This window comes from Chitinophaga varians, assembly GCF_014529945.1.
In the GTDB taxonomy this organism is placed as follows: Bacteria; Bacteroidota; Bacteroidia; order Chitinophagales; family Chitinophagaceae; genus Chitinophaga; species Chitinophaga varians.
This window is the reverse complement of the sequence record NZ_JACVFB010000008.1, coordinates 15,740-35,871: the sequence shown is the minus strand read 5'-3', so window position 1 is coordinate 35,871 and position 20,132 is coordinate 15,740. Positions and strand designations below refer to the sequence as shown.

The 20,132-nt window shown below is 52.5% G+C and carries 11 protein-coding genes; 8 read left to right on the top strand and 3 right to left on the bottom strand.

The annotated features are described in order from the left end of the window. Positions 1–31: 31 nt before the first annotated feature. The 8 genes from ICL55_RS31030 (at position 32) to ICL55_RS30995 (ending at position 13,557) form a co-directional block, all read left to right on the top strand. Positions 32–232, top strand: a complete 201-nt coding sequence (locus tag ICL55_RS31030; RefSeq protein ID WP_188105128.1) for a class I lanthipeptide — start codon at positions 32–34, stop codon at positions 230–232. A 130-nt stretch (positions 233–362) separates the two neighbouring features. Next, positions 363–1,568 (top strand): lanthionine synthetase LanC family protein, encoded by a 1,206-nt coding sequence (locus ICL55_RS31025; RefSeq protein WP_188105126.1) that lies wholly within the window; start codon positions 363–365, stop codon positions 1,566–1,568. Positions 1,569–1,601: 33 nt separating this feature from the next. After that, a complete protein-coding gene (locus tag ICL55_RS31020; RefSeq protein ID WP_188105124.1) occupies positions 1,602–4,742 on the top strand; it encodes a lantibiotic dehydratase in 3,141 nt (1,046 codons plus the stop codon). After that, positions 4,743–6,941, top strand: a complete 2,199-nt coding sequence (locus ICL55_RS31015; protein ID WP_188105122.1) for a peptidase domain-containing ABC transporter — start codon at positions 4,743–4,745, stop codon at positions 6,939–6,941. It abuts the gene before it with no gap. A 31-nt stretch (positions 6,942–6,972) separates the two neighbouring features. Continuing rightward, a complete protein-coding gene (locus ICL55_RS31010) occupies positions 6,973–7,494 on the top strand; it encodes a beta-barrel domain-containing protein (protein WP_188105120.1) in 522 nt (173 codons plus the stop codon). A gap of 147 nt (positions 7,495–7,641) precedes the next feature. After that, positions 7,642–8,844 (top strand): WG repeat-containing protein, encoded by a 1,203-nt coding sequence (locus tag ICL55_RS31005; RefSeq protein ID WP_188105118.1) that lies wholly within the window; start codon positions 7,642–7,644, stop codon positions 8,842–8,844. Between the two features lie 20 nt (positions 8,845–8,864). Continuing rightward, complete coding sequence (locus tag ICL55_RS31000; protein WP_188105116.1) at positions 8,865–11,162, top strand: WG repeat-containing protein; 2,298 nt, start codon at positions 8,865–8,867, stop codon at positions 11,160–11,162. Next, a complete protein-coding gene (locus ICL55_RS30995; protein WP_188105114.1) occupies positions 11,152–13,557 on the top strand; it encodes a WG repeat-containing protein in 2,406 nt (801 codons plus the stop codon). Before ICL55_RS31000 ends, ICL55_RS30995 begins: the two co-directional genes overlap by 11 nt. Positions 13,558–13,669: 112 nt before the next feature. Here the strand turns inward: ICL55_RS30995 and ICL55_RS30990 are convergent, their stop codons facing one another. The 3 genes from ICL55_RS30990 to ICL55_RS30980 all read right to left on the bottom strand — a co-directional run bounded on the left by ICL55_RS30990 (position 13,670) and on the right by ICL55_RS30980 (position 20,061). After that, entirely contained in the window at positions 13,670–15,181 is a 1,512-nt protein-coding gene (locus ICL55_RS30990; RefSeq protein ID WP_188105112.1) for a SusD/RagB family nutrient-binding outer membrane lipoprotein, read from the bottom strand. A gap of 17 nt (positions 15,182–15,198) precedes the next feature. Continuing rightward, positions 15,199–18,774, bottom strand: a complete 3,576-nt coding sequence (locus ICL55_RS30985; protein ID WP_223151655.1) for a SusC/RagA family TonB-linked outer membrane protein — start codon at positions 18,772–18,774, stop codon at positions 15,199–15,201. A gap of 105 nt (positions 18,775–18,879) precedes the next feature. After that, a complete protein-coding gene (locus ICL55_RS30980) occupies positions 18,880–20,061 on the bottom strand; it encodes a FecR domain-containing protein (RefSeq protein ID WP_188105109.1) in 1,182 nt (393 codons plus the stop codon). Positions 20,062–20,132 lie beyond the last annotated feature (71 nt).

Genomic DNA, 20,132 nt, shown 5'->3' with positions numbered 1-20,132 from the left:
GGGAGGGCCCTCATTTTTTCTATCCACCATTATGAAAAAGAAAAAAATCGATCTCGGCAGAAAACTGCTGCTGAACAAAGAAACTGTCGCCTCATTAAACGTATCCCAGCAGCAGCAACTGGTGGGAGGTGTGGCTACACGTGATATCATCTGTCTGGATGAAACAAAAGTCATCTCCAGCTGCAGAGCTACACGTCCGTCGCCTAACTCACCCTGCTGCCAGATACCCTGATGGTAAAAGGGTATCGGTCACCGGATGACCAGGGAAACACTCCTGCATGAGCACACCCGAGTCTCCGTTCTTTTCCCAACAGGGAAAGCCCGTCTTTCCCTGTTGTACACCACTAAATCTCTGCTGCCAAATGAATAATACCGCCACTCAGTTAAGATACATCTATCATGACATGATTCCCGTGTTACGGGAACGTAAATACGGAGCCGACTATAACACCAGCCTGTTCAAAGGACCCTGGGGCGCCCTGTTGTTCATGTTTTATTACGAGCAGTATGCCGACGATCAGGCAGACAATGCCACCGCACTGCTGGAGGAGCTATATGCTGAATACGCACCGGAAAATGGAGACAACTACTCCTTCTGTAACGGCCATACCGGCCCGTTCTGGCTGCTGGAGCACCTGACCCGCCACGAATTCCTGGACCTCGATATCAATGAACTGGCTTCAGACTTCGTTACCGCCACGATTATGCAAAGCAATTTCCATCTGGAACACCAAAACTACGACTTCCTGCACGGCAGCTCCGGTATGTGCAATTTCCTCCTGGGATTTGCCAGTCGCCCCGATGTGGCCGCCCACCTGGAACATTTTGTACAAACCCTGTGGAACAAAAGCGTCATGACCGACAAAGGCAGAAGCCTGCCTTTCTTCTATACCCATGACCAGCCGGAAGGCATCTTCTGTAACTCCTTCAGCCTGGCCCATGGCTCCTGCTCCCTGCTGATTATTGTAGCAAAAATATACCAGGCCGGCATCGCACAGGAACTGTGCCACCGCCTGATCTCAGAAAGCATTCCGTTTATCCTGCAACATAAGAATGCTTTTACCGATGATTCCCTTCACGCCCTGTACCCGGCTATTCTGGACGGTAAATCCACCCAGAGCCGCCTTTCCTGGTGTTACGGCGACCTGAACGTGGCCATGATGCTGTGGCATTGTGGTAAACTGTTCAACGAGCAAACATGGAAAGATGAAGCACTGCATATCATGCGCTATAATATGCGCCGTGATACCGACGAAGCGGCCGGTATCATGGACAACTGCCTGTGCCACGGCACCGGTGGTATCGCTGCTTTCTACCGCAAATTCTGGTTTGAGACCCGGGACGAAGCTTTCCTGCAATGTGCCAACCACTGGCAGGAGAAATCAGTTGAAAAAATCGTTTTCCCGGAAGATCATAGTAAACACGGGATTAAAATGTGGCTGGGAAAAGACAAACAATGGGAATATGCCTGGGACCTGCTCGACGGCAGCAGCGGCGTAGGACTGGCTTTGTTATCACAACTGCACCCGGAGCCTTTGCCCTGGGATGAGTGCTTTCTGCTCTCCTGAAAATTATTTTAATCATCTGCAAAAGGAACTACTATGGCGTTATCGCATACAGGATTTTTCCTATTAAGAAGCCCGCTATACCCGGTGAACAGGTATCGTGATGTGTTGGAGGACAGCCTCCAGGAGCTGGCAGACAAGAACCCGCTGTTCCTGTATGCCCTGTGTATCGCCTCCGGCGACCTGCTCAAAGAGCTGGAGAGGTTCCTCGCTGACCCGGCATCCTTCAACAAAAAGAAGACCGACAAGCTGCGTAAATCGCTCTACAAATACTGGGTGCGCGCCTGCTCCCGCAGTACGCCCTATGGCCTCTTCGCCGGCTGTACTACCGGTACCATCGGCGACAGCACCCGGCTGCTGCTCAACGATATGAAAGACGCCTATCAGTATGTGCGTCTCGATATGGACTACTACACCCGTATCTGTAATCATATCAGCCAGCAGCCGGACATCAGCATGGCATTACGCTACTACCCCAACAACAGCCTCTATAAAACCGGTGATAAATACCGCTACGCGGAATATACCATCAATAACAACCGGCGCAAATATCTGCTCACCGCCGTGGAAGATTCGGTGTTTATGACCGCCATCATCCGCGAAGCTGCCGCCGGCCTCACGATTGCACAGATCGTACAGGTGATACATGAGCAAGACCCCTCCGTGACGGAAGAAGAAGCCACCGGCTTCGTCCGTGAATTGATCGAATCCCAATTGCTCATCGCAGATACAGAGCCCCGGATTACAGGTGAAGACAACCTGCAATCCCTCACAGACCGCCTTTTATCCATCCCCGATGCCAGTACTTTCCGCGACGCGCTGCTTTCTTTGCAGCAGCTATTCCGGCAACAGGACTTTGAACGGTCCCGGCTGGCCGCCATACATCAACAGTGCGAAGCTGCTTTCCCCGTCAGCATCCCCAAAGACCTGCTGCAGATAGACCTCTTTAAAACAGCACAGCAGTGCCAGTTGAGCGAAACACTGGTCAACGACGTGTTGTCGCAGATCCATCGCCTGATGGCCCTCTGCCTCGGCTATACGAAAGGACAAACGGAAATGTCGTCTTTCATGACCCGTTTCATGGAACGCTACGAATCGCAGGAAGTACCGCTCAACCTGGTGCTGGACGGCGAAACAGGCATCGGCTACGGCGCTGCCATCGAAAACACCGTACACGCCCCCTTCGTGGAAGATGTGGCAGGAGCCCCCGGCACAGAAAATCAAACCGTGAACTGGTCGCCGCTGCAACAGCTCGGCCTCGACAAATACGAACAGTTCCTGCAACAGGGCCTCACCGAAGTGGCCATCACCGACGAAGACCTGCAAAAACTCGGCGATCCGGAAACGGTGCCGATGGCCCGCAGCTGCTACCTCTTCGGCAGCCTGCTGGCATCTTCTGCGGAAGCTGCCGACAACGGCGACTACCGCTTCGCGCTCAACTCCATGGGCGGCCCGTCAGCCGCCAATCTGCTCGGACGCTTCTGCAACGGCGATGAGGTGCTCACAGAAAAAGTGAAAGCCATCCTCGACGAAGAAGCCGCCGCTTTCCCGGACATCATCATCGCCGAGGTGGTACACTTCCCCGAAGCCCGTGCGGCCAACGTGCTGATACGGCCCACCCTGCGGCCTTACGAGATACCCTATATCGGCGTGGCCGGCACTCCGGAAGAATTCCGTATACCCGTCTCCGATATCATGGTGTCTGTAAGACAGAATGAAGTCATCCTCAGAAGCAAACGGCTCAATAAGCGCATCCTGCCCCGCCTGAGCTCCGCCCATAACTACGGCTTCAACAGCCTGCCCATCTACAAATTCCTGTGCGATCTGCAGCATCAGTCACTGATCTCGTTCCTGCACTGGGACTGGGGCGTGTTCACGAATCGTAAGCGCGTGCCCCGCGTAGTGTATAAAAATATTATCCTCAGCAGGGCCACGTGGACGCTCACCGCCAAAGAAGTAGAGCATCTGGGCGAAGACGCGGAAGCTAACCGGCGTTTCTTCGATCAGTACCGCGAGCAACAAAAGATGCCGGATAAAGTATTGCTCGCAGAATCGGATAATGAGCTGCTGCTGGACCTCACCGCTCCGGCTGCCATAGGCCTGCTGATCGACCACGTCAAAAAAATGTCGTCGGTAAAACTGAAGGAATGCCTGCTGGCCGAAGAAAGCGGCATCGTGCGGGACACGGCCGACGGAGCATATGCCCATGAAGTGTTAATACCCATGCGCAGTGTGCCCGTGGCGGAAAAGCCTGCTGACAAGCCGCGGCCTGCCATGGCCACTGCAGCGTCGGTGCAGCTGCCGGAACGTAGCTTTGCACCCGGCAGTGAATGGCTATACGTAAAAGTATACTGCGGCTACCGCGTGGCGGAAGAACTGCTGGCTACCTGGTTTGCGGAACACCTGCCGCAATGGCAGGAAGATGGGCTGTTTGAAGCGTTCTTTTTCCTCCGCTACGGCGACCCGCAGCCGCATATACGCCTCCGCTTCCGCAACAGCCGTCACCCCGGTCACAACGATGAGATCCTGCACCGCATCCAGACAGGCTTGCAGCCGATGGTAGAAAACGGACAGGTATCTAAAATTCAATGTGATACCTATATCCGCGAATTAGAACGTTACGGCGCGGCTACGATGGAGATCAGCGAACAGCTGTTCAGCGCCGACAGCCTCGCGGTACTGGGAGTGGTCAGTATGCTGGAAGGAGCGGAAGGAGAGAGCTATCGCTGGCGGATGGCCCTGCGGGGAACAGACATGCTGCTGGAAGATTTCGGGCTCACCCCCACAGAACGTAAACAACTGCTGGCGGGCCTGCGCGAAGGTTTTGCGTCCGAATTCGGCGGTGCTAAAGTACAGCACAAACCGCTCAACGATAAATACCGCAAACACCAACAGGAAATCGCTTCTTTCCTGCGTGCAGAAAACGACGAGACCAACGAAATTTCAGATGCGGTGGAATTCTTCCGTCAACGGTCGGCCATTACCGCCCCGCTGGCACAACAGATACGGCAGCATTACCAGAACGATAACCGCTATTTCGATATCCTGGCCAGTCATATTCATATGTTCCTCAACAGAATATTTGTGGCCAAACAACGCAAACACGAAATGGTCATCTATCATTTTCTGGAGAAATATTATTTATCACAACTGGCGATGGAAGCAACACTGAAATAAATGGCTTTTACTACATACAGACAACTGGACGCGATGGACTGCGGGCCTACCTGCCTGCGGATGGTGGCCAAACACTACGGCCGCGAATATCCGCTCGACTACCTGCGCGAACTGGCCAATATCACCCGGGAAGGCGTAAGCCTGCTGGGCATCAGTGAAGCTGCAGAGAAAATAGGATTCCGCACCAACGCTGTGAAGATCACTTTCGAACAACTGGATGAAAATGTGGAGCTGCCCTGTATCCTGCATTGGAACCAACAACACTTCGTAGTGTTGCCTCCGCAGGACTACAACCGGCATAATCCCAAAGACAAAATACTGGTGGCAGATCCGGGCCATGGCCTCGTAAAAGTGGATAAGGAAACGTTCCTCCACTGCTGGCAAGGCAATCAAAATCATGGCGTGGTACTGATGCTGGAGCCGGGGGAACAGTTCCACCGGCAACAGGCGCCGGAACGCGCTGCCACCGGTTTCCGCTTCCTGTTTGGTTACCTGCGCCCGTACCGAAAGTACGTGGTGCAGTTGTTTCTTGGACTGATACTGGCCAGCATCCTGTCACTCCTCATGCCGTTCCTGACACAGAGCCTGGTGGACTATGGTATCAACCGTCACAACGTACATTTCGTCTATCTGGTACTGATATCCCAACTGGTGCTCTTTGCCGGGTCCACGGCCATAGAAATGATCAGAAGCTGGATACTGCTGCATATGAACAGCCGTATCAATATCAATATCATTTCCGACTTCCTCATTAAGCTGATGAAACTGCCGATCCGCTTTTTCGACAGCAAGATGATCGGAGACATCCACCAGCGCATCGGCGACCATACCCGTATCCAGAATTTCCTGACCGGTACCACCTTATCTACCTTGTTCTCTTTTGTGAACCTGCTGGTGTTTACCGTGGTGCTGGCGGTGTACAGCGTGAAGATATTGCTCGTGTTCATCCTGTTTAGCGTGGCAGCCGTCACCTGGATCTTCTTTTTCCTGCGCCGCCGTAAAGCATTGGACTACCGCCGCTTCCAGCGCATGAGCGATAATGAGAACGTGCTCTTTGAACTCATCACCGGTATGCAGGAAATTAAACTGAACAACTGTGAAACCGCCCGGCGCTGGGAATGGGAACATGTACAGGCCGGCCTGTACCGGATCAACGTGAAAAGCCTCGCGCTGGGACAATATCAGCAAATCGGGTCCGTGTTTTTTAATCAGCTTAAAAACATCCTGATTTCGTTTATCAGTGCCCGTGAGGTGATGAATGGCAACCTGACCCTCGGGATGATGTTGTCGGTGAGTTATATCATCGGGCAGATGAACAGCCCGCTGGACCAGCTGTTGGCGTTTATACAGTCTGCCCAGGATGCCAAAATGAGCCTGGACAGATTGGGAGAAATACACAACCGCCAGGAAGAAGAAAAACGTGACCTGGCCATACCACCGCCGTCATCATCCGATGGCAAAGGTGATATTGTGCTGGAAAACGTATCATTTCAGTATGGCGGCGCGAAGTCGCCTTTTGTGTTACAGGACATCGATCTGGTGGTCCCGGAAGGAAAGGTGACCGCTATTGTAGGCACCAGCGGTAGCGGTAAAACAACGCTCATGAAACTGCTGCTGCAGTTTTACGAGCCTACCGCCGGCCAGATCAGGGTGGGAGACCTCTCCCTGCAGGACCTGTCGCCCAAATGGTGGCGCCGGCAGTGCGGCAACGTGATGCAGGATGGATTTATTTTCTCCGGCAGCATCGCCAAAAACATCGCTATCAGCGATGAGACCATCAACAACGAAAAACTGGTACATGCCGCTGAAATGGCCAATATCCGCAGTTTTATCGAAGACCTGCCCCTGGGCTATCAGACTAAGATCGGTAATGCCGGCAGTGGTATCAGCGCCGGCCAGAAACAACGTATACAGATTGCACGTGCTATCTACAAAAATCCGCACTATCTTTTCTTCGACGAAGCTACCAGCGCGCTGGACGCCAATAACGAACGCGTCATCATGGACAACCTGGAGCAGTTCTTCCGGGGGAAAACGGTGGTGGTGATTGCCCACCGCCTCAGTACCGTGAAACATGCAGACCAGATCATCGTCCTGGACCGGGGCCGCATCGTGGAAACCGGTACGCATGCCACACTGACCGCACAGAAAGGTAATTATTTTGAACTGGTAAAAAACCAACTGGAACTGGGAGGATAATGTTATGCCGGAAAATAAACCGATAAAACGTTTGAACGGCCATGCACTGCATTCCTCCCTCACCGAGGTGAGGAGTGAAGAGGTGCAGGAAATTATGGGCAAGATGCCGCCGTGGATGGTCCGTAGCGGTATCACGATGATCGCCGTCATGGTCGTGCTGGCCCTCATCGGGGCCTGGTTCTTCCGTTACCCGGACGTGCTGCCCATGCCGGTCAGGGTAACGCCGCAGGAACAGTCCTTTATGGTACAGGGGCATATCCCCGCCGCTGACGCATGGCGCGTGAAAGCGGGTCAACAGGTGATGTTGCGCCTCACCGCTTTCCCGTCAGACACCTATGGCCTGCTGCCCGGTACCGTGAGCGCGGATGCCGTAGCGGAAACAGACAGCAGTTTCCTGGTAGAGGTAAAACTCACCCAGGGCATGTTGTCCACCTCCGGGAAACAGATCCCGCGTCAGCCGGTGCTGACAGGGACCGCTGAAATTATGACAGATGACAGAAGCCTGTTGCAAAGAATACTGGGCAAAGCCCTGGCGCCCCTGATGACGGATTAATCCGCCATCAGGGAGCGTTTAGCCGTTGTTGTATATCTTTTGTAGATCAATTTTTTAACCGTTTGTAGATGTCATGTAGCCCCTGAAAGTTGGTGGAAATCCCCAAAGTTTGTCATCTTTGTGACTGTTTAACCAGAGCCTGATCGGATGAAAAACAAGATTTTACTGATTGTATGTTGCCTGTTCGCGAATGCCGTTGTTGCCCAACAACCTGTTGTTGCTTTTGTTCCTGATAAAGATATCCGTGACATCGGCCTGTTTACAGAAGGCCTGGCCTGGGCGCTGACGTCGGGAGGTAACTATGGTTATATGGATACCACCGGTAAAATGGTCATCCGGCCACAGTTTAAGGAAGTCGGTATTTTCCACGAAGGCCTGGCCATCGTAGGGCAGTCACTGAACGGTAATATCCGTTATGGGTATGTGAACCGGGAGGGCCGCATGGTTATTCCCTGCCAGTATGAAGATGCGCACGATTTTTCCTGCGGCCGGGCGGCCGTCAACAAAAAAGGCGTCTGGGAATATATCGACCGCCAGGGAAAAACGGCCCTTGGTCCCGCTTTTGTCCGTATAGACACCATCATCGATAAAACCTACAACGGTGCCTATAATCAAATAAAACCCCGTCCGCTTCCCTTTCGTAACGGCCGCCTGCCGGTGCGCAAGGGAAAACTATATGGTTACGTGGACACTTCCGGCCACTGGGTGATTCCTCCTGAATATGTCTGGGCCCGCGAGTTCTCTGATGGCGTAGCTGTGGTGTCGGGGTTGGAAAAAGTGAGGGACAGTCTACCGGATAATGATGAACTGGCGCAGCTATACAATAAATTGCCTGCCGGAGAGCCGGAATATACCTCCCATGTCATCGACAGTACGGGCAAGCTGCTCTTTACCACGGCAGCAAAGGGGCTGGAAGAATTTGTTGACGGGGCCGCCCTCTTCTACCAGGAGGAGAAATGGGGGTTGATGGATAAAAAAGGAAATATCCTGATAAAACCAACATTTGATGACCGGCCTTACCCTATCTCCGGCGGCGTGTTTTTTACGCAGGTGAATGGTCAGGCGGAAGGTAACCGTGACGGCTATCTGCAGATGTATAATACTGCCGGACAGCCCATCGGCAAAGCCTTGCTCTGTGATACCGAAGGCCGCTGCATATATGATTCCCACCGCGCTTTCTTCGGAAACCTGATGGCGGTACAGGTGGAAAACAAATGGGGCTTTATAGACACCTCCGGCAAAATGGTGATACCACCTGTTTACCATAAAATATCAGATTTCGCGGAAAGCCATGCGGCAGTGAAGACAGCCGAAGGAATCATACAGGTACTCCGTCATCCCCTTAAATAAGATCAGAACTCATTGTTAATATGAAGCATACAACACTCGTGGCCCTGTTCACGGCGGGCTTGCTCTCGCCGGCTGCCACCACTTTTGCCCAAACACCGCAAACAGCCGGCTACCTCGACCGCTTCGAGGGAGAGTTTGCCAAAATACAGGTCAACGGCCACCAACAGCTACTGCACCGGAGCGGTAAAGTAACCGTGGATAAGCTGGAACAGGTCAGCTACTACCGGATTGCATCGGCGGTGAAGAACGGCGCCTATGGCGCTATAAATCGTAAAGGGGATATCATCGCCCCCTTCCGTTATGATGCTGTACGGGTATTCGGTGAAAACAAAAAAGATAATCCCGAAGAAAATTATTGCCTGATCACCATCAAACTGCAAGGCAAAACAGGCGCGGTAGACAGCCTGGGCAATGTCTTATGCCAGCCGGAATACAGTGATATCGCTGTACTGACACCTAAAACTTTCAGCATAAAGAAAAACGGCCTGTATGGCTGGTGTGATATGAAAACCGGCAAAGTATTGCAGGAACCGAAGTACGAGGAGGTATCTCCGTCGTATGTGCCTGACCGTGCCATCCTGATCAAATCACAAGGCAAATTCGGCCTGGCGCTGGAAGACGGCACTGTACTGGTCCCACCGAAATACGAACGTTTCATCGGCTGGAACAATAACGGACAGCTGTTCAGCTATTATGTGCCAGGTGGAAAATGCGGCCTGATAGACCGGCAGGGGAAGATACTGACACCGGCTGTTTACGACGATATCACAGAAGGACCTGCTGATAATCTTGTAGCGGTAACGCAGCAGGGCAGGATCGGCCTGCTGGACGTGGCCACCGGTAAGCTGAAAATACCCCTGCAGTATACAAAGGTTTCCCGCATGGGACCACTCTTTCAGGTGTGGAAAGGAGCGCTTTGCGGACTGACAGATACTACTGGTAAAGAAGTGGTCCCTGTTACCCATACAGAAATCCGCATGTATGATAGCAAAGGCAGTAGTATCTTCGGCGCCTTGCCTTTGCCATTGGCCTATGCACCACCTTATTACGTAGTGGCGAAAAAAGGCGATGCCGCGGCTTTGTACGATGCATCCGGTAAACAACTGCTGCCCTTTGATTACACAGATATCGGCGTGCTGCCGATCAATGATAAAGTATATGTAGTACCGGTAAAAGGTACCCTGTGCGGCGTGGCGGATTTCTCCGGTAAGTTGCTGGTTCCGGTACAGTTTGAGGGCCTGGCCACTAAATATGGTATGAGCAATTATGATGACGATGCGGCCGGCGTGGAGAAGAATAATTTCATCAGCGTGATGAAAGGAGAAAAAACAGGGCTGTTTAATATCGTCACTGGTCAATTGGTGATTCCGGCCACCTACAGCAATATACGCTGGCAGAATGCCGAGATGCTCCGTCTCGAACAGGGCGACAGTTCCGCCCTCGCTGATAAAACCGGTAAGATACTCCGCCCGCTCACGCGCTACGGTGCTTTCGATGCGGTGAGCCCCAACCTCATCGTGGAAAGGCGTTATACTGATGATAACGGTATTACGCTGCTGATCAATAAACAAGGGCAGATATTATATCAAAACAAATCCTGGGAGTTTGCTGCGTCCTCCTACAACCGCCTGCTGGCACCGGATTCCAACAAAACAAGGCCATTGCAGTTCAATAGCGGGTTGCTGAAGGTGAGGGCCAATGCCCATGAAAACCAGTTTGTGGACAGCACCGGTAAACTGGTGGTATTCGATCAATACACCTACGTGGGCGATTTCAGTAATGGCGTGGCGGTAGCCCTCAATCAGGAAAAACGCGTGGGTATCATCAACATCAACAAAAAAGAAGTATATCCGTTGGTGTTAGATGACATGGCCTCTGCGGATGATGAGCTGGTACAAATGAAACAAGGCAATAAAGTGGGACTGCTGCGCAAAGATGGTTCAGTATTGCTGCCGCTGGAATATGAAGATATCAACAGGATTTATGATACCTCGCTTTATATCGTAACCCGTAATGGTAAAAAAGGCGTACTGAACGCAAAAGGGAAAGAGCTGTTACCGGCGGACTACGATGAAATCCGCTATAATAAAGACACGCAGTTCTTTGACGTCACCAAAGATGGCAAAGAAGGCATGATGTCCATTGATGGCACCGCCATCGTGCCGCCTGTTTATGATGATCTGGAGCAGAATCAGGACTGGGGCACTAATTCCCGGTTCCCGGTACTGGTAAAAAAGGGTGAATGGTATCTGTATCTGGATGAGCAGGGGAACTCATTGCCCTGGCGCGCTAAAAAGAAGAAAGGTTATGGTGAATAAAAAAGTATTGACCGGCCTGGTCGTCTTGTTATTGACAGGACATACGTTGCTGGCCCAACAGCAGGGCTCTGTTTTTACGAACGGTTATGCACGCATCGTCGCAAAGGAAAAGAGCTGGTTTGTGGATACTGCCGGACAAAAGGCATTCGATAAGATAGAAGCGGTCTATCATCCGGTAGACAGTGTTAGCGGACAAAGTATCTTCTCTAATACAGATCGCAGTATGGCGATTGTGAGTAGCAACGGTAAGAAAGGACTGATCAACGATGAAGGACAGTGGGTGTTGAAACCGGAGTACGACAAGCTGGAGGTTAAATTCAATGTTTATCTCGAGGTGCACAAACAGGGCAAGATGACCTATGCGGATACATGGGGCAGGCTGCTGTTACCATTACAGTTTGAAAAAGTTGGTATACTGGATGATGATCGTTATGATGTGAAACAGCAGGGGAAATGGGGCATTTATGATGTGCGCCGGCAGCAGCTGGTCATCCCCGCGGTATATGACGAGTTTGATTATTGCGGCGGCTGCGGACGAAAGAGCGATTATCTCTACGCCAAGAAAAACGGTCAGTGGGGCATTGTCAGCGCTACCAATGAAGTACTGGTGCCTTTTGCCTTTGAGCACAGTCACTCCATGATGCGCAGCGATGAATGGGTATGCAGCTTCAAACAGCATGGTAAAGAAGTAGTGGTGAATATTCCCCGGAAAAAAGTATATGCGGGACCGTTATACAGCGAGATGGAGGTGATCGGTGACGGCATGCTGAAACTGAAGAAAAACGGCCGTTTCGGGTTGATCAACCGCAACGGGGAGCAGGTGCTCGATTTCATATACCAGGATATTTTTGACCCCTATGGCGACTATGCCAGCGGTCCTTATCTCACTGTCAGGAAAGATGGTAAAACCGGGATTGTCAATATGGACGGGCGTGTTATCATAGCGCCTATCCTGGATGAAGAAGTATCCTGCACGGATGATTACATTATTGCGGCAAGAAATGGCCTGTACAATGTGTTCGACAGTACCGGCAAACCATTGCTGCCGGAAGATTACAACGAAATCGAGCCGATGAGGTCTGCCGGTGGCGGTCCTCTTTTCGCCCTGAAACAAAAAGCACTGTACGGATTTTTTAATCCGGTGAACGGAAAGGTGATAACCCCTGCGTTTCATGAGGTAGACATGATCACGTCCGGTGCAGGTAAAGGGCTGATACAGGTCGTTTATCAGGAAAAGCCGGGATTGTACAAAACAGACGGTACACTGATACTGCCGGTGAAGTACAATAGCTATGAGCTGTTAACGGACCACCTGCTATCTGTCAGGACCGGCACGGGCACCGGCGTCTTTGATGCCGGTAGCCAGGAAGAAATCATCCCGGCAAAATTTAAATATATCAATCCTATTGCGCCGGATAGCACGCTGTTGAGCGTTACTATGGAAAATGAATCCGGTGACCTGGTGTATGGTCTTTACGGTGTGAATGGTAAAGAACTGGTGCCGCCGGTATATACATCCATCGGCCCACTGAATAAAGATCAATACCTGTTGGTGAAAGACAAAGAGACGTCCATCTTTTCGCTGGCCACCGGTAACGTCACGCGGCTGCCCTATACGGATATTGTTCCGGCCCATGTGGCCAATACCCTGATCGTATCAGACGGTCGTCATGCATACCTCTGGAATGTAGTAGCGGCGAAGGCGATATCGGCGCCTTTTCCGTTGGTGAAAAAGTATCAGGATGATACCACACTGTCACTTCCTATTGGTGAGTTTGGATTTGGCGTGGCGCCGGTCACGAAAAACGGCAAAATGGGGCTTATCCATGCAAATGGACAGGAAGTGGTGCCGGTTATTTACGATGGCGTGCAGATACTGCAACAAGGCGTGATATTACTGGTAAGGCAAAACGGCAACGCCTGGAAGTACGGTTACGCAGATACGACCGGCAAGCTGTTGGTGCCCCTCGAGTATGACTATAACGTGAACGGTTATATCTACGATTATGAAGACAGTACCTGTCTGCCTTTGTATAAATCTGAAGATAATTATACCCGTACCTACAAAAAAGGAATGGCCGGTCGGGATGGGAGGGTCATCATCCCTGCGCTTTATGACAGGATATTTGTCGGTAAAAACAATACCGGTTTCCTGGCGGAGAAAGCAGCGCGTTTTACTATACTGGATGCTACCGGTAAGGCTGTCACACCAGAGCAGTTTAAAGAGGTGATGTTGCCGCCGACTGATCATCCTTATGCTGAAACGGGCGTGTTGGCTTATCCCTTATTATGCCGGAAGAACGAACAATATATATACTTGTTACGCAATGGAAAAACGTTGCCGTTGCAGCTGACCGGCGTGGTGCCATTTAATCCGGACACGAGTGGATGGTAGCGAATGGATGAGCGTAAAAAGAGAACCGCCGTGGTGTTGGACCCACGGCGGTTTTCTTTTTAGGGAGATGATTATTTTTTGTTCCGGGGCTGAAGCCCCGGAGCTACGATGTTTATTGTTTTTTATCCCACCATACTTTAGAGAGATAGGTGTCGCCCTGGGATAACCCTTTTACAGCCTGCTGATAGTTCCCGGTGTTCAGCAGTGTTTCCAGCGAGGAATACACCGCCCTGCGCGGGATGGTGCCGTTGGTGGAACCCTGGTTGGGACCGGGCGTCAGTACCGGATAACCGGTACGGCGCCATTCTGCAAAGGCCTCGTAGTCGCGGCCGAACAGCTGTATCCATTTCTGGGTCATGATTCTCTCCAGTTGCTGTTCGGGGGTGAGGCCTGCAAAAGAAAACTCTGCATCGATGTAAGCTTGCGGAATGGTGGTGATATTATAAGGTTGCATGGCCATCGCTGCTTTGATGCCATCCTGATAGAATTTTTCTGCGTCGGCAGGTGCTGCGCCCCAGCCCATCAGTGCGGCTTCTGCTTTAAAGAAACACACGTCGGCATAGGTGAACACATAGCAGGGAATGGGCGTGGCCAGCGTTCTGTTGAAATAGGTGGTTGTAGACGCCGTGGAGTAATCATCCTTGATGATGCCTGCCAGTAGTGCGTCGGTCAGCGCTACGCCGATACCACGATATACGGGCGTGCCGCTATTCCTGGAGTTCACCGTAGGCGCTGCAATGAAAGGCAGCCGCGGATCTTTTTTGTTGTTCAGTGTGTTCACAAACGCGCTGGCCAGGTATCGCAGATCGGGGCTGCCGGAGATGAACTGCGCCAGGATGGGATGCGCGTTGGTGGTCTGTGCATCATTAAACGTAGGTACGGCAGCGTTATCTTTATTGTCGGTGAATAATGGTCCGCTCATGGCTTCCCGCACGGTTTTTTCGGCGAGTGTTGGCGAGGCGTATTTGAGACGCATGCCTAAACGCAGTTTGAGTGAGTTGCCGAATTTTTTCCAGCTGTCGATACTGCCTTTGTAGAAGAAATCGGCGTTGCCATAGGAGGCATCGCTGGTATTCAGTTTGGCGATGGCGGCATCCAGATCGGTGATCAGTTGTTTATAGATAGCCTCCTGGCTGTCGTACACCGGTTTGTTGTTCACATTGCCGGCATCTTCGGTGGTCTGTGAAAACGGTACGTCGCCGAAGAGGTCTGTGAGCCGCTGCCATACGTAGATCTCCATGATGCGGGCGATGGCCAGTTTGGTGCGGCCGGATGGGTCCTCTTCTTTGCCTTTGAGCGCCTGATTACGTATCTGCCCCAGATTGCGCAACAGTGTATAGTGGGCGGCCCACATATTGTTATCAGGCTGCTGAATATACCGGGAGGTGGGTGCTACCAGGCCACCAGCCCAATATTGCACCCAGGAGCCTACTTGTATATTGGCTGTTTCGGTACCTTCCGCAAAGGCGGCGTCTTTCTGTACTTTGGAGAGCAGAATGGCCGCGTCTATATTGGTAACAGAAGTGGGCGGCGTATTCAGGTCGTTGAAGTTCTTGGTGCAACTGCCGAGGGTAAGGCTTCCCAGCAACAGGGCGGCATATATGGAACGGGTATATGTTTTCATCTCTTTTCTTTTTTTGATTATAAATCCAGGCTCAGGTTGATACCAAAGTTCCGCATCATGGGCAGCGCAGTTGATTCGAGGCCCAGAGAGGAGTTGTTGACATTGAAACCGGAAGCTTCGGGGGAGAAACCATCTGTTTTACGCTGGAAGTAGAACAGGTTGCGGCCATAGATACCGATGCCGGCACGTTTGATGATTTTGCCGTTAAACAGCCGGGCGGGCAACTGATAGCTGAGGCTGATCTCCCTCATGGCGATGTAGCTGGCGTCGTTCATCATCTCTTCTGATACCACATTTTCTTTGTCGCTGGCGACCACGTTCCAGTAGTCCTGCGCTTTTACGGCCATGGTATTGGTTTTACCGGTGCTTACCCAGTTGCCGTTGTTGTCTTTGGCTGCAATTACGCCGCTGGCCACATAACTACCGTCACGGCCGGCGAGGGTCTTTTTAGTGGTGCCATAAATAAGCTCTTCGCGGTTGCTCTGGGAGTATACCATGCCACCCTGACGGATGTCTACCAGTGCGCCGAGGGTAAAACCTTTATAGCGGAAAGTGTTGGAGAAGCCACCGGTCCAGTCGGGCAGTGCGTTGCCCAGTTCGGTCAGCTGCCGCCCTTGTGTACGCAGCGGGAGGCCGGTATTGGGATCTATGAGGCGATTGCCGTTTTCATCTTTGAGCCAGGCAAAGCCGGTACCGATCATGGTGCCAAAAGGTTTGCCGGGTGCGGCGATCACGTTGATGCCCCGGTCGCTGCCCAGCACAAACGTTTCTACGCCGGTAGTGAGCGATACCACTTCATTGCGGTTGCGGGAGAAGTTAAACGCGCTTTCCCAGGTAAAGCCGTTGGCCAGTTTCAGCGGTGTACCGCTGATAGATACTTCGATGCCGCGGTTACGGATTTCACCGGCATTGATGCGGCGTGCTTCAAACTTACTGGATGGCGGCAGCGGCACATCGAGGATTTGATTTTTCGTAGCGGCGTTATAGTAAGTAAAGCTGATGCCTAAACGATTATTAAGCAAACGCAGATCTGTACCCACTTCCACAGACGTGGTGAGTTCGTTTTTCAGGTTAGGGTCAGGTATCACGGAGGTGAAGTAACCCAGTGGCTGGCCGCCATGGGTGAACTGATCGAGGCTGTAGGTGCCGGTCAACTGGTAGGGATTACCAGAGCTGCCTGCCTGTGCCACGGAGCCGCGGAGTTTCCAGTAAGTGAGCAGATTGCTTTTCAGGTGGAGCATATCCGTCATGATAACGCTGGTGCTCACGGAAGGGTAGAAGAAGGAATTGTTCTTTGCCGACAGGGTGGAAGACCAGTCGTTGCGGGCAGAGAAATCCAGGAACCAGTAGTCGCGGAACGACAGCTGACCGAAGCCGTACACGGAATTGATTTCAGATTCCTGCAGGTCAAAAAGGTAGGAGTTCGTCAGCGTATTGTTGATCACGTGCAGATCGGGCACAATGAATTCTTTGCCGGTGTTGCCGGTCATGCGGTAGAATTTTTTCTGGTGGCTGCTGCCGGCATTCAGGCCCAGTGTAAAGTCTTTATTGAGTGGCAGGTTAGCATTGAGCAACACGTCGTAGTTATCTTCTCTTACCCGCAGCACTCTCTCTTCGATATCGCCGTTTCTGTTTTGGCTCTGATAGGTGCCTTTGGCGCGGTAGCGCAGGCGTTGTTCGGTGTAAAAATCGGTACCGCCGCGGGCTGTCAGTTTCAACCATTTGGTGAAGTCGTACGACAGGCGGAGCATGCCCAGCACCCGATCGCGCTGGTCGGCATTGTAAGTTTTGTTGATGGTCCAGTAGGGATTGGCGGTGGAACTGTTGGTGGCGTAGGTTTTCTCCAGTCCGGGTGTAACGCCGCTATAGCCGAGCTGTTTGGCTACATCCGCCGCGGTCCAGGCATAGTCCGCAAGGATAGACATGGGCATGCTGCGTGGTTGGCTGATAAACAGATAAGCCGGGTTGTCGGACGCATCGGAGAGGGTGGGCCTGTTTTTTCCTTTCTGGTTGATGTAGTTCATCTTCGCATCCAGTTGCAGTTTAGGTGTGATGGATGCTTGTGCGCGGAGCGTAAAAGTATTTCGGTCCAGCGTATTGGAAGGCACGTAGCCGTCTACGTGTGTATTGGAATAGGAAAAACGATAGTTGACCTTTTCGTTGCCGCCTTCGGCGCTGATATTATTGACGAGTTGTTTTTCCTGGTTAAAGAATTGTTGGTAGGTATTAGGTTGTGGGGTGAGGTGGAGGATGTTGCCCCACTGGTCTTCGTATTGCTGGCCTTCCATTTTAGGGCCCCAGCTGCTGCGGGCGATACGATCACGGCCTGCGCTCATTTTAGGCATCCCTTTTAATCCCTGAGCTTTAGCCTGTTCCATGGTATATATCTTACCGTCGGTGGCGCGGAAGTGGGTAAAGTCTCCGTTGAGGCCCTGGCCGTATTCATCCTGGAAGTCGGGTGTCACGAGGGCGTTGCCGATGGAATAGTCGCTGCTGAATTTGATGCCGATGCCTTTACGGGAGCTGCCGGATTTGGTGGTGATGAGCACTACGCCGTTGCTGCCTCGCTGGCCGTATAAGGCGGCGGCGTTGGGACCTTTGAGGATGGAGATACTTTCGATATCGTCCTGATTGATGTTGGAGATACCATCGCCATAGTCCACACCGCCGGTGCTGCCGGCTGCGCCGATGTTCTGGTTGTCCAGCGGTACCCCGTCCACTACATACAGCGGCTGGCTGTTGCCCTGGAGGGAGTTGTTGCCACGGATAACGATTTTGGAAGAACCACCGGCGCCGGAGGCAGGGCGACTTACCTGTACGCCGGCTACTTTACCGGAGAGGGCATTGGCCACGTTCACTTCCTTGCCTTCGGACAGATCGGCGCCTTTCAGTTCTGCTACTGTATAACCGAGGGATTTACTTTCCCTTTTGATGCCTAACGCTGTCACCACCACTTCTGACAGGCCTTTGGAACCTTCGCTCATCTTCACGTTCAGCTGGGTGCTGCCGCCGGGTTCGAGGCGTTGTTTGCCATAGCCGATGAAAGAAAACAACAACGCTTTGGCGCCGGCGGGCATTTGAATGCTGTATCTGCCGGTGCCGTCGGTAACGGTGCCTTTGGTGGAACCTTCTACCGTAACCGTGACGCCGGGCAGCGGCACATCTTTTTCATCCGTCACCTTACCGGTAATGAGGGTGTCTGCTGCCAGGTGGGTGGCAGGCTGCTTTACCGGCGCTTCTTTCAGGGAGATGGTTCGGTCGATGATCTTGTACGCCAGCGGTTGTCCTGCGAGACATTGGTCCATGACGGTGGTGATGTCTGCATCTTTCACCTGTACATTGACCTTACCTGTTTTTTTCAGCAGGTCGTTGTTATACAGGAAATAGTAGCCCGTCTGCTGACGGATGGCTGCAAACACCTGCTCCAGGGGTGCCTGCTGCATAGACAGGGTGATTTTTTGTGCATAGCCGGTAGCCGACACGCTCAGTGCTGCCAGCAACAGCAGGATGGCGGTCAGGTTGGCCGCCGCCCGGATTTTTACAGGCAAAGGGAATGGCATACCCCGCCGGCAAGCGGAAATAAATCTTTTCATCATCGGTTTGAATTTTAGATTAATAGCGGTTATGTCCCGTTAATTTTGGCATTTCAGTGTTGTTCTTCATTACAGGTATTGTTGATTCGCGTGTACTCGTTTGCGTTATAGGCCTACGCTGACTTTACGGCCCTGGATGTCAAAGTGGGCGCCACTTACATAATTCAGCATCTCCAGTACTTGTGACAGTCTCGCCTGCCGGCTGATGTTGCCGCTGATTTTTCTGGCAGGCAGCGGCCCTTTGAATTCCAGCTCCAGGTCATACCATCGGGCCACCTGTTCCATGATATCGCGGAAATCATCGTCTTTAAAATAAAAGATACCTTCTTTCCAGGCAATGGCTTTTTCGGTGTCGGCATAGGTGATGGACACCTGCTCATGCGCTACGTTGGCTTGCTGGCCCGGCGTCAGCTGCCAGGAGCGTTTGCCGGGCAACTGTACTTTAACAGCTCCGCTGACCAGCGTGGTTTTTACGGTATGGTCATAAGCTCCGATGTTAAACTGTGTCCCCAGCACCAGCACATCTACACCGTTGACGGCCACCTTAAAAGGCTGATGCGCATTGGCGGCCACTTCAAAATAACCTTCGCCGGTGAGGGTTACTTTCCGCTCGGCGCCGGTAAAGTGGACCGGGAAAGTGAGGGAAGACGCGGCATTGAGCCACACCCTGGTACCATCTTCCAGTGTCAGCTGATATTGACCGGCCCTGTTGGTGGTCAGTGTATTGTATAAACCGGCGGTGGTGCTGTCGCCGGCATCGGCGTACACCAGGCTGCCATCGCCGCGACGGATGGTGGTGCCATCGGCTTCGGTGATGGTATTACCGCCCTGTGTGCCCAATGCCACGGTTTTACCGTTGCCCAGCTGCAATACGGCCTGGTTACCGCCGGGCAGCACGTCGTTGTGGAAGGTATGTGACTGGTCGGCTATAATACGCGTGTCCGTGGGCTTGTCTGGCCGGGGGTACAACAGCACCACGCCGGTGATCACCGCGGCGGCGGCGCTGGTCCATGCGGCCAGCTTTATCCATATCGGCTTGCGGACGGCTGGTGCCGGGGATACGCGGGCCTGCACAGCCTCCCAGTCGGCCTGCACGTCGATCGTTTCCTGAAAGGCAATGCCGGCGGCCAGTTGCTCCGGGTCCTGGAGGGAGCGGTATAGCGCCTCATGGCGGGGATCTGCTGCCAGCCATGTCTGTAGCTGCTGCTGTTCTGCGCTGGTGGCCTCTCCGCGCAGACATCGCAAAATCAGTGCGGCATAATCAAAGGTATCGTGATGTTGGTCCATGTGGTCGTCTCCATGATAAAGAAACGTAACGGCAGAAATGGGGTGACAAGCGGGAGAAATTTTTTTTGAGG

Coding starts and splice junctions, on each gene's coding strand:
- ICL55_RS31030 (WP_188105128.1), top strand. CDS start 32: ATGAAAAAGAAAAAAATCGATCTCGGCAGAAAACTGCTGCTGAACAAA.
- ICL55_RS31025 (WP_188105126.1), top strand. CDS start 363: ATGAATAATACCGCCACTCAGTTAAGATACATCTATCATGACATGATT.
- ICL55_RS31020 (WP_188105124.1), top strand. CDS start 1,602: ATGGCGTTATCGCATACAGGATTTTTCCTATTAAGAAGCCCGCTATAC.
- ICL55_RS31015 (WP_188105122.1), top strand. CDS start 4,743: ATGGCTTTTACTACATACAGACAACTGGACGCGATGGACTGCGGGCCT.
- ICL55_RS31005 (WP_188105118.1), top strand. CDS start 7,642: ATGAAAAACAAGATTTTACTGATTGTATGTTGCCTGTTCGCGAATGCC.
- ICL55_RS31000 (WP_188105116.1), top strand. CDS start 8,865: ATGAAGCATACAACACTCGTGGCCCTGTTCACGGCGGGCTTGCTCTCG.
- ICL55_RS30995 (WP_188105114.1), top strand. CDS start 11,152: ATGGTGAATAAAAAAGTATTGACCGGCCTGGTCGTCTTGTTATTGACA.
- ICL55_RS30990 (WP_188105112.1), bottom strand. CDS start 15,181: ATGAAAACATATACCCGTTCCATATATGCCGCCCTGTTGCTGGGAAGC.
- ICL55_RS30985 (WP_223151655.1), bottom strand. CDS start 18,774: ATGAAAAGATTTATTTCCGCTTGCCGGCGGGGTATGCCATTCCCTTTG.
- ICL55_RS30980 (WP_188105109.1), bottom strand. CDS start 20,061: ATGGACCAACATCACGATACCTTTGATTATGCCGCACTGATTTTGCGA.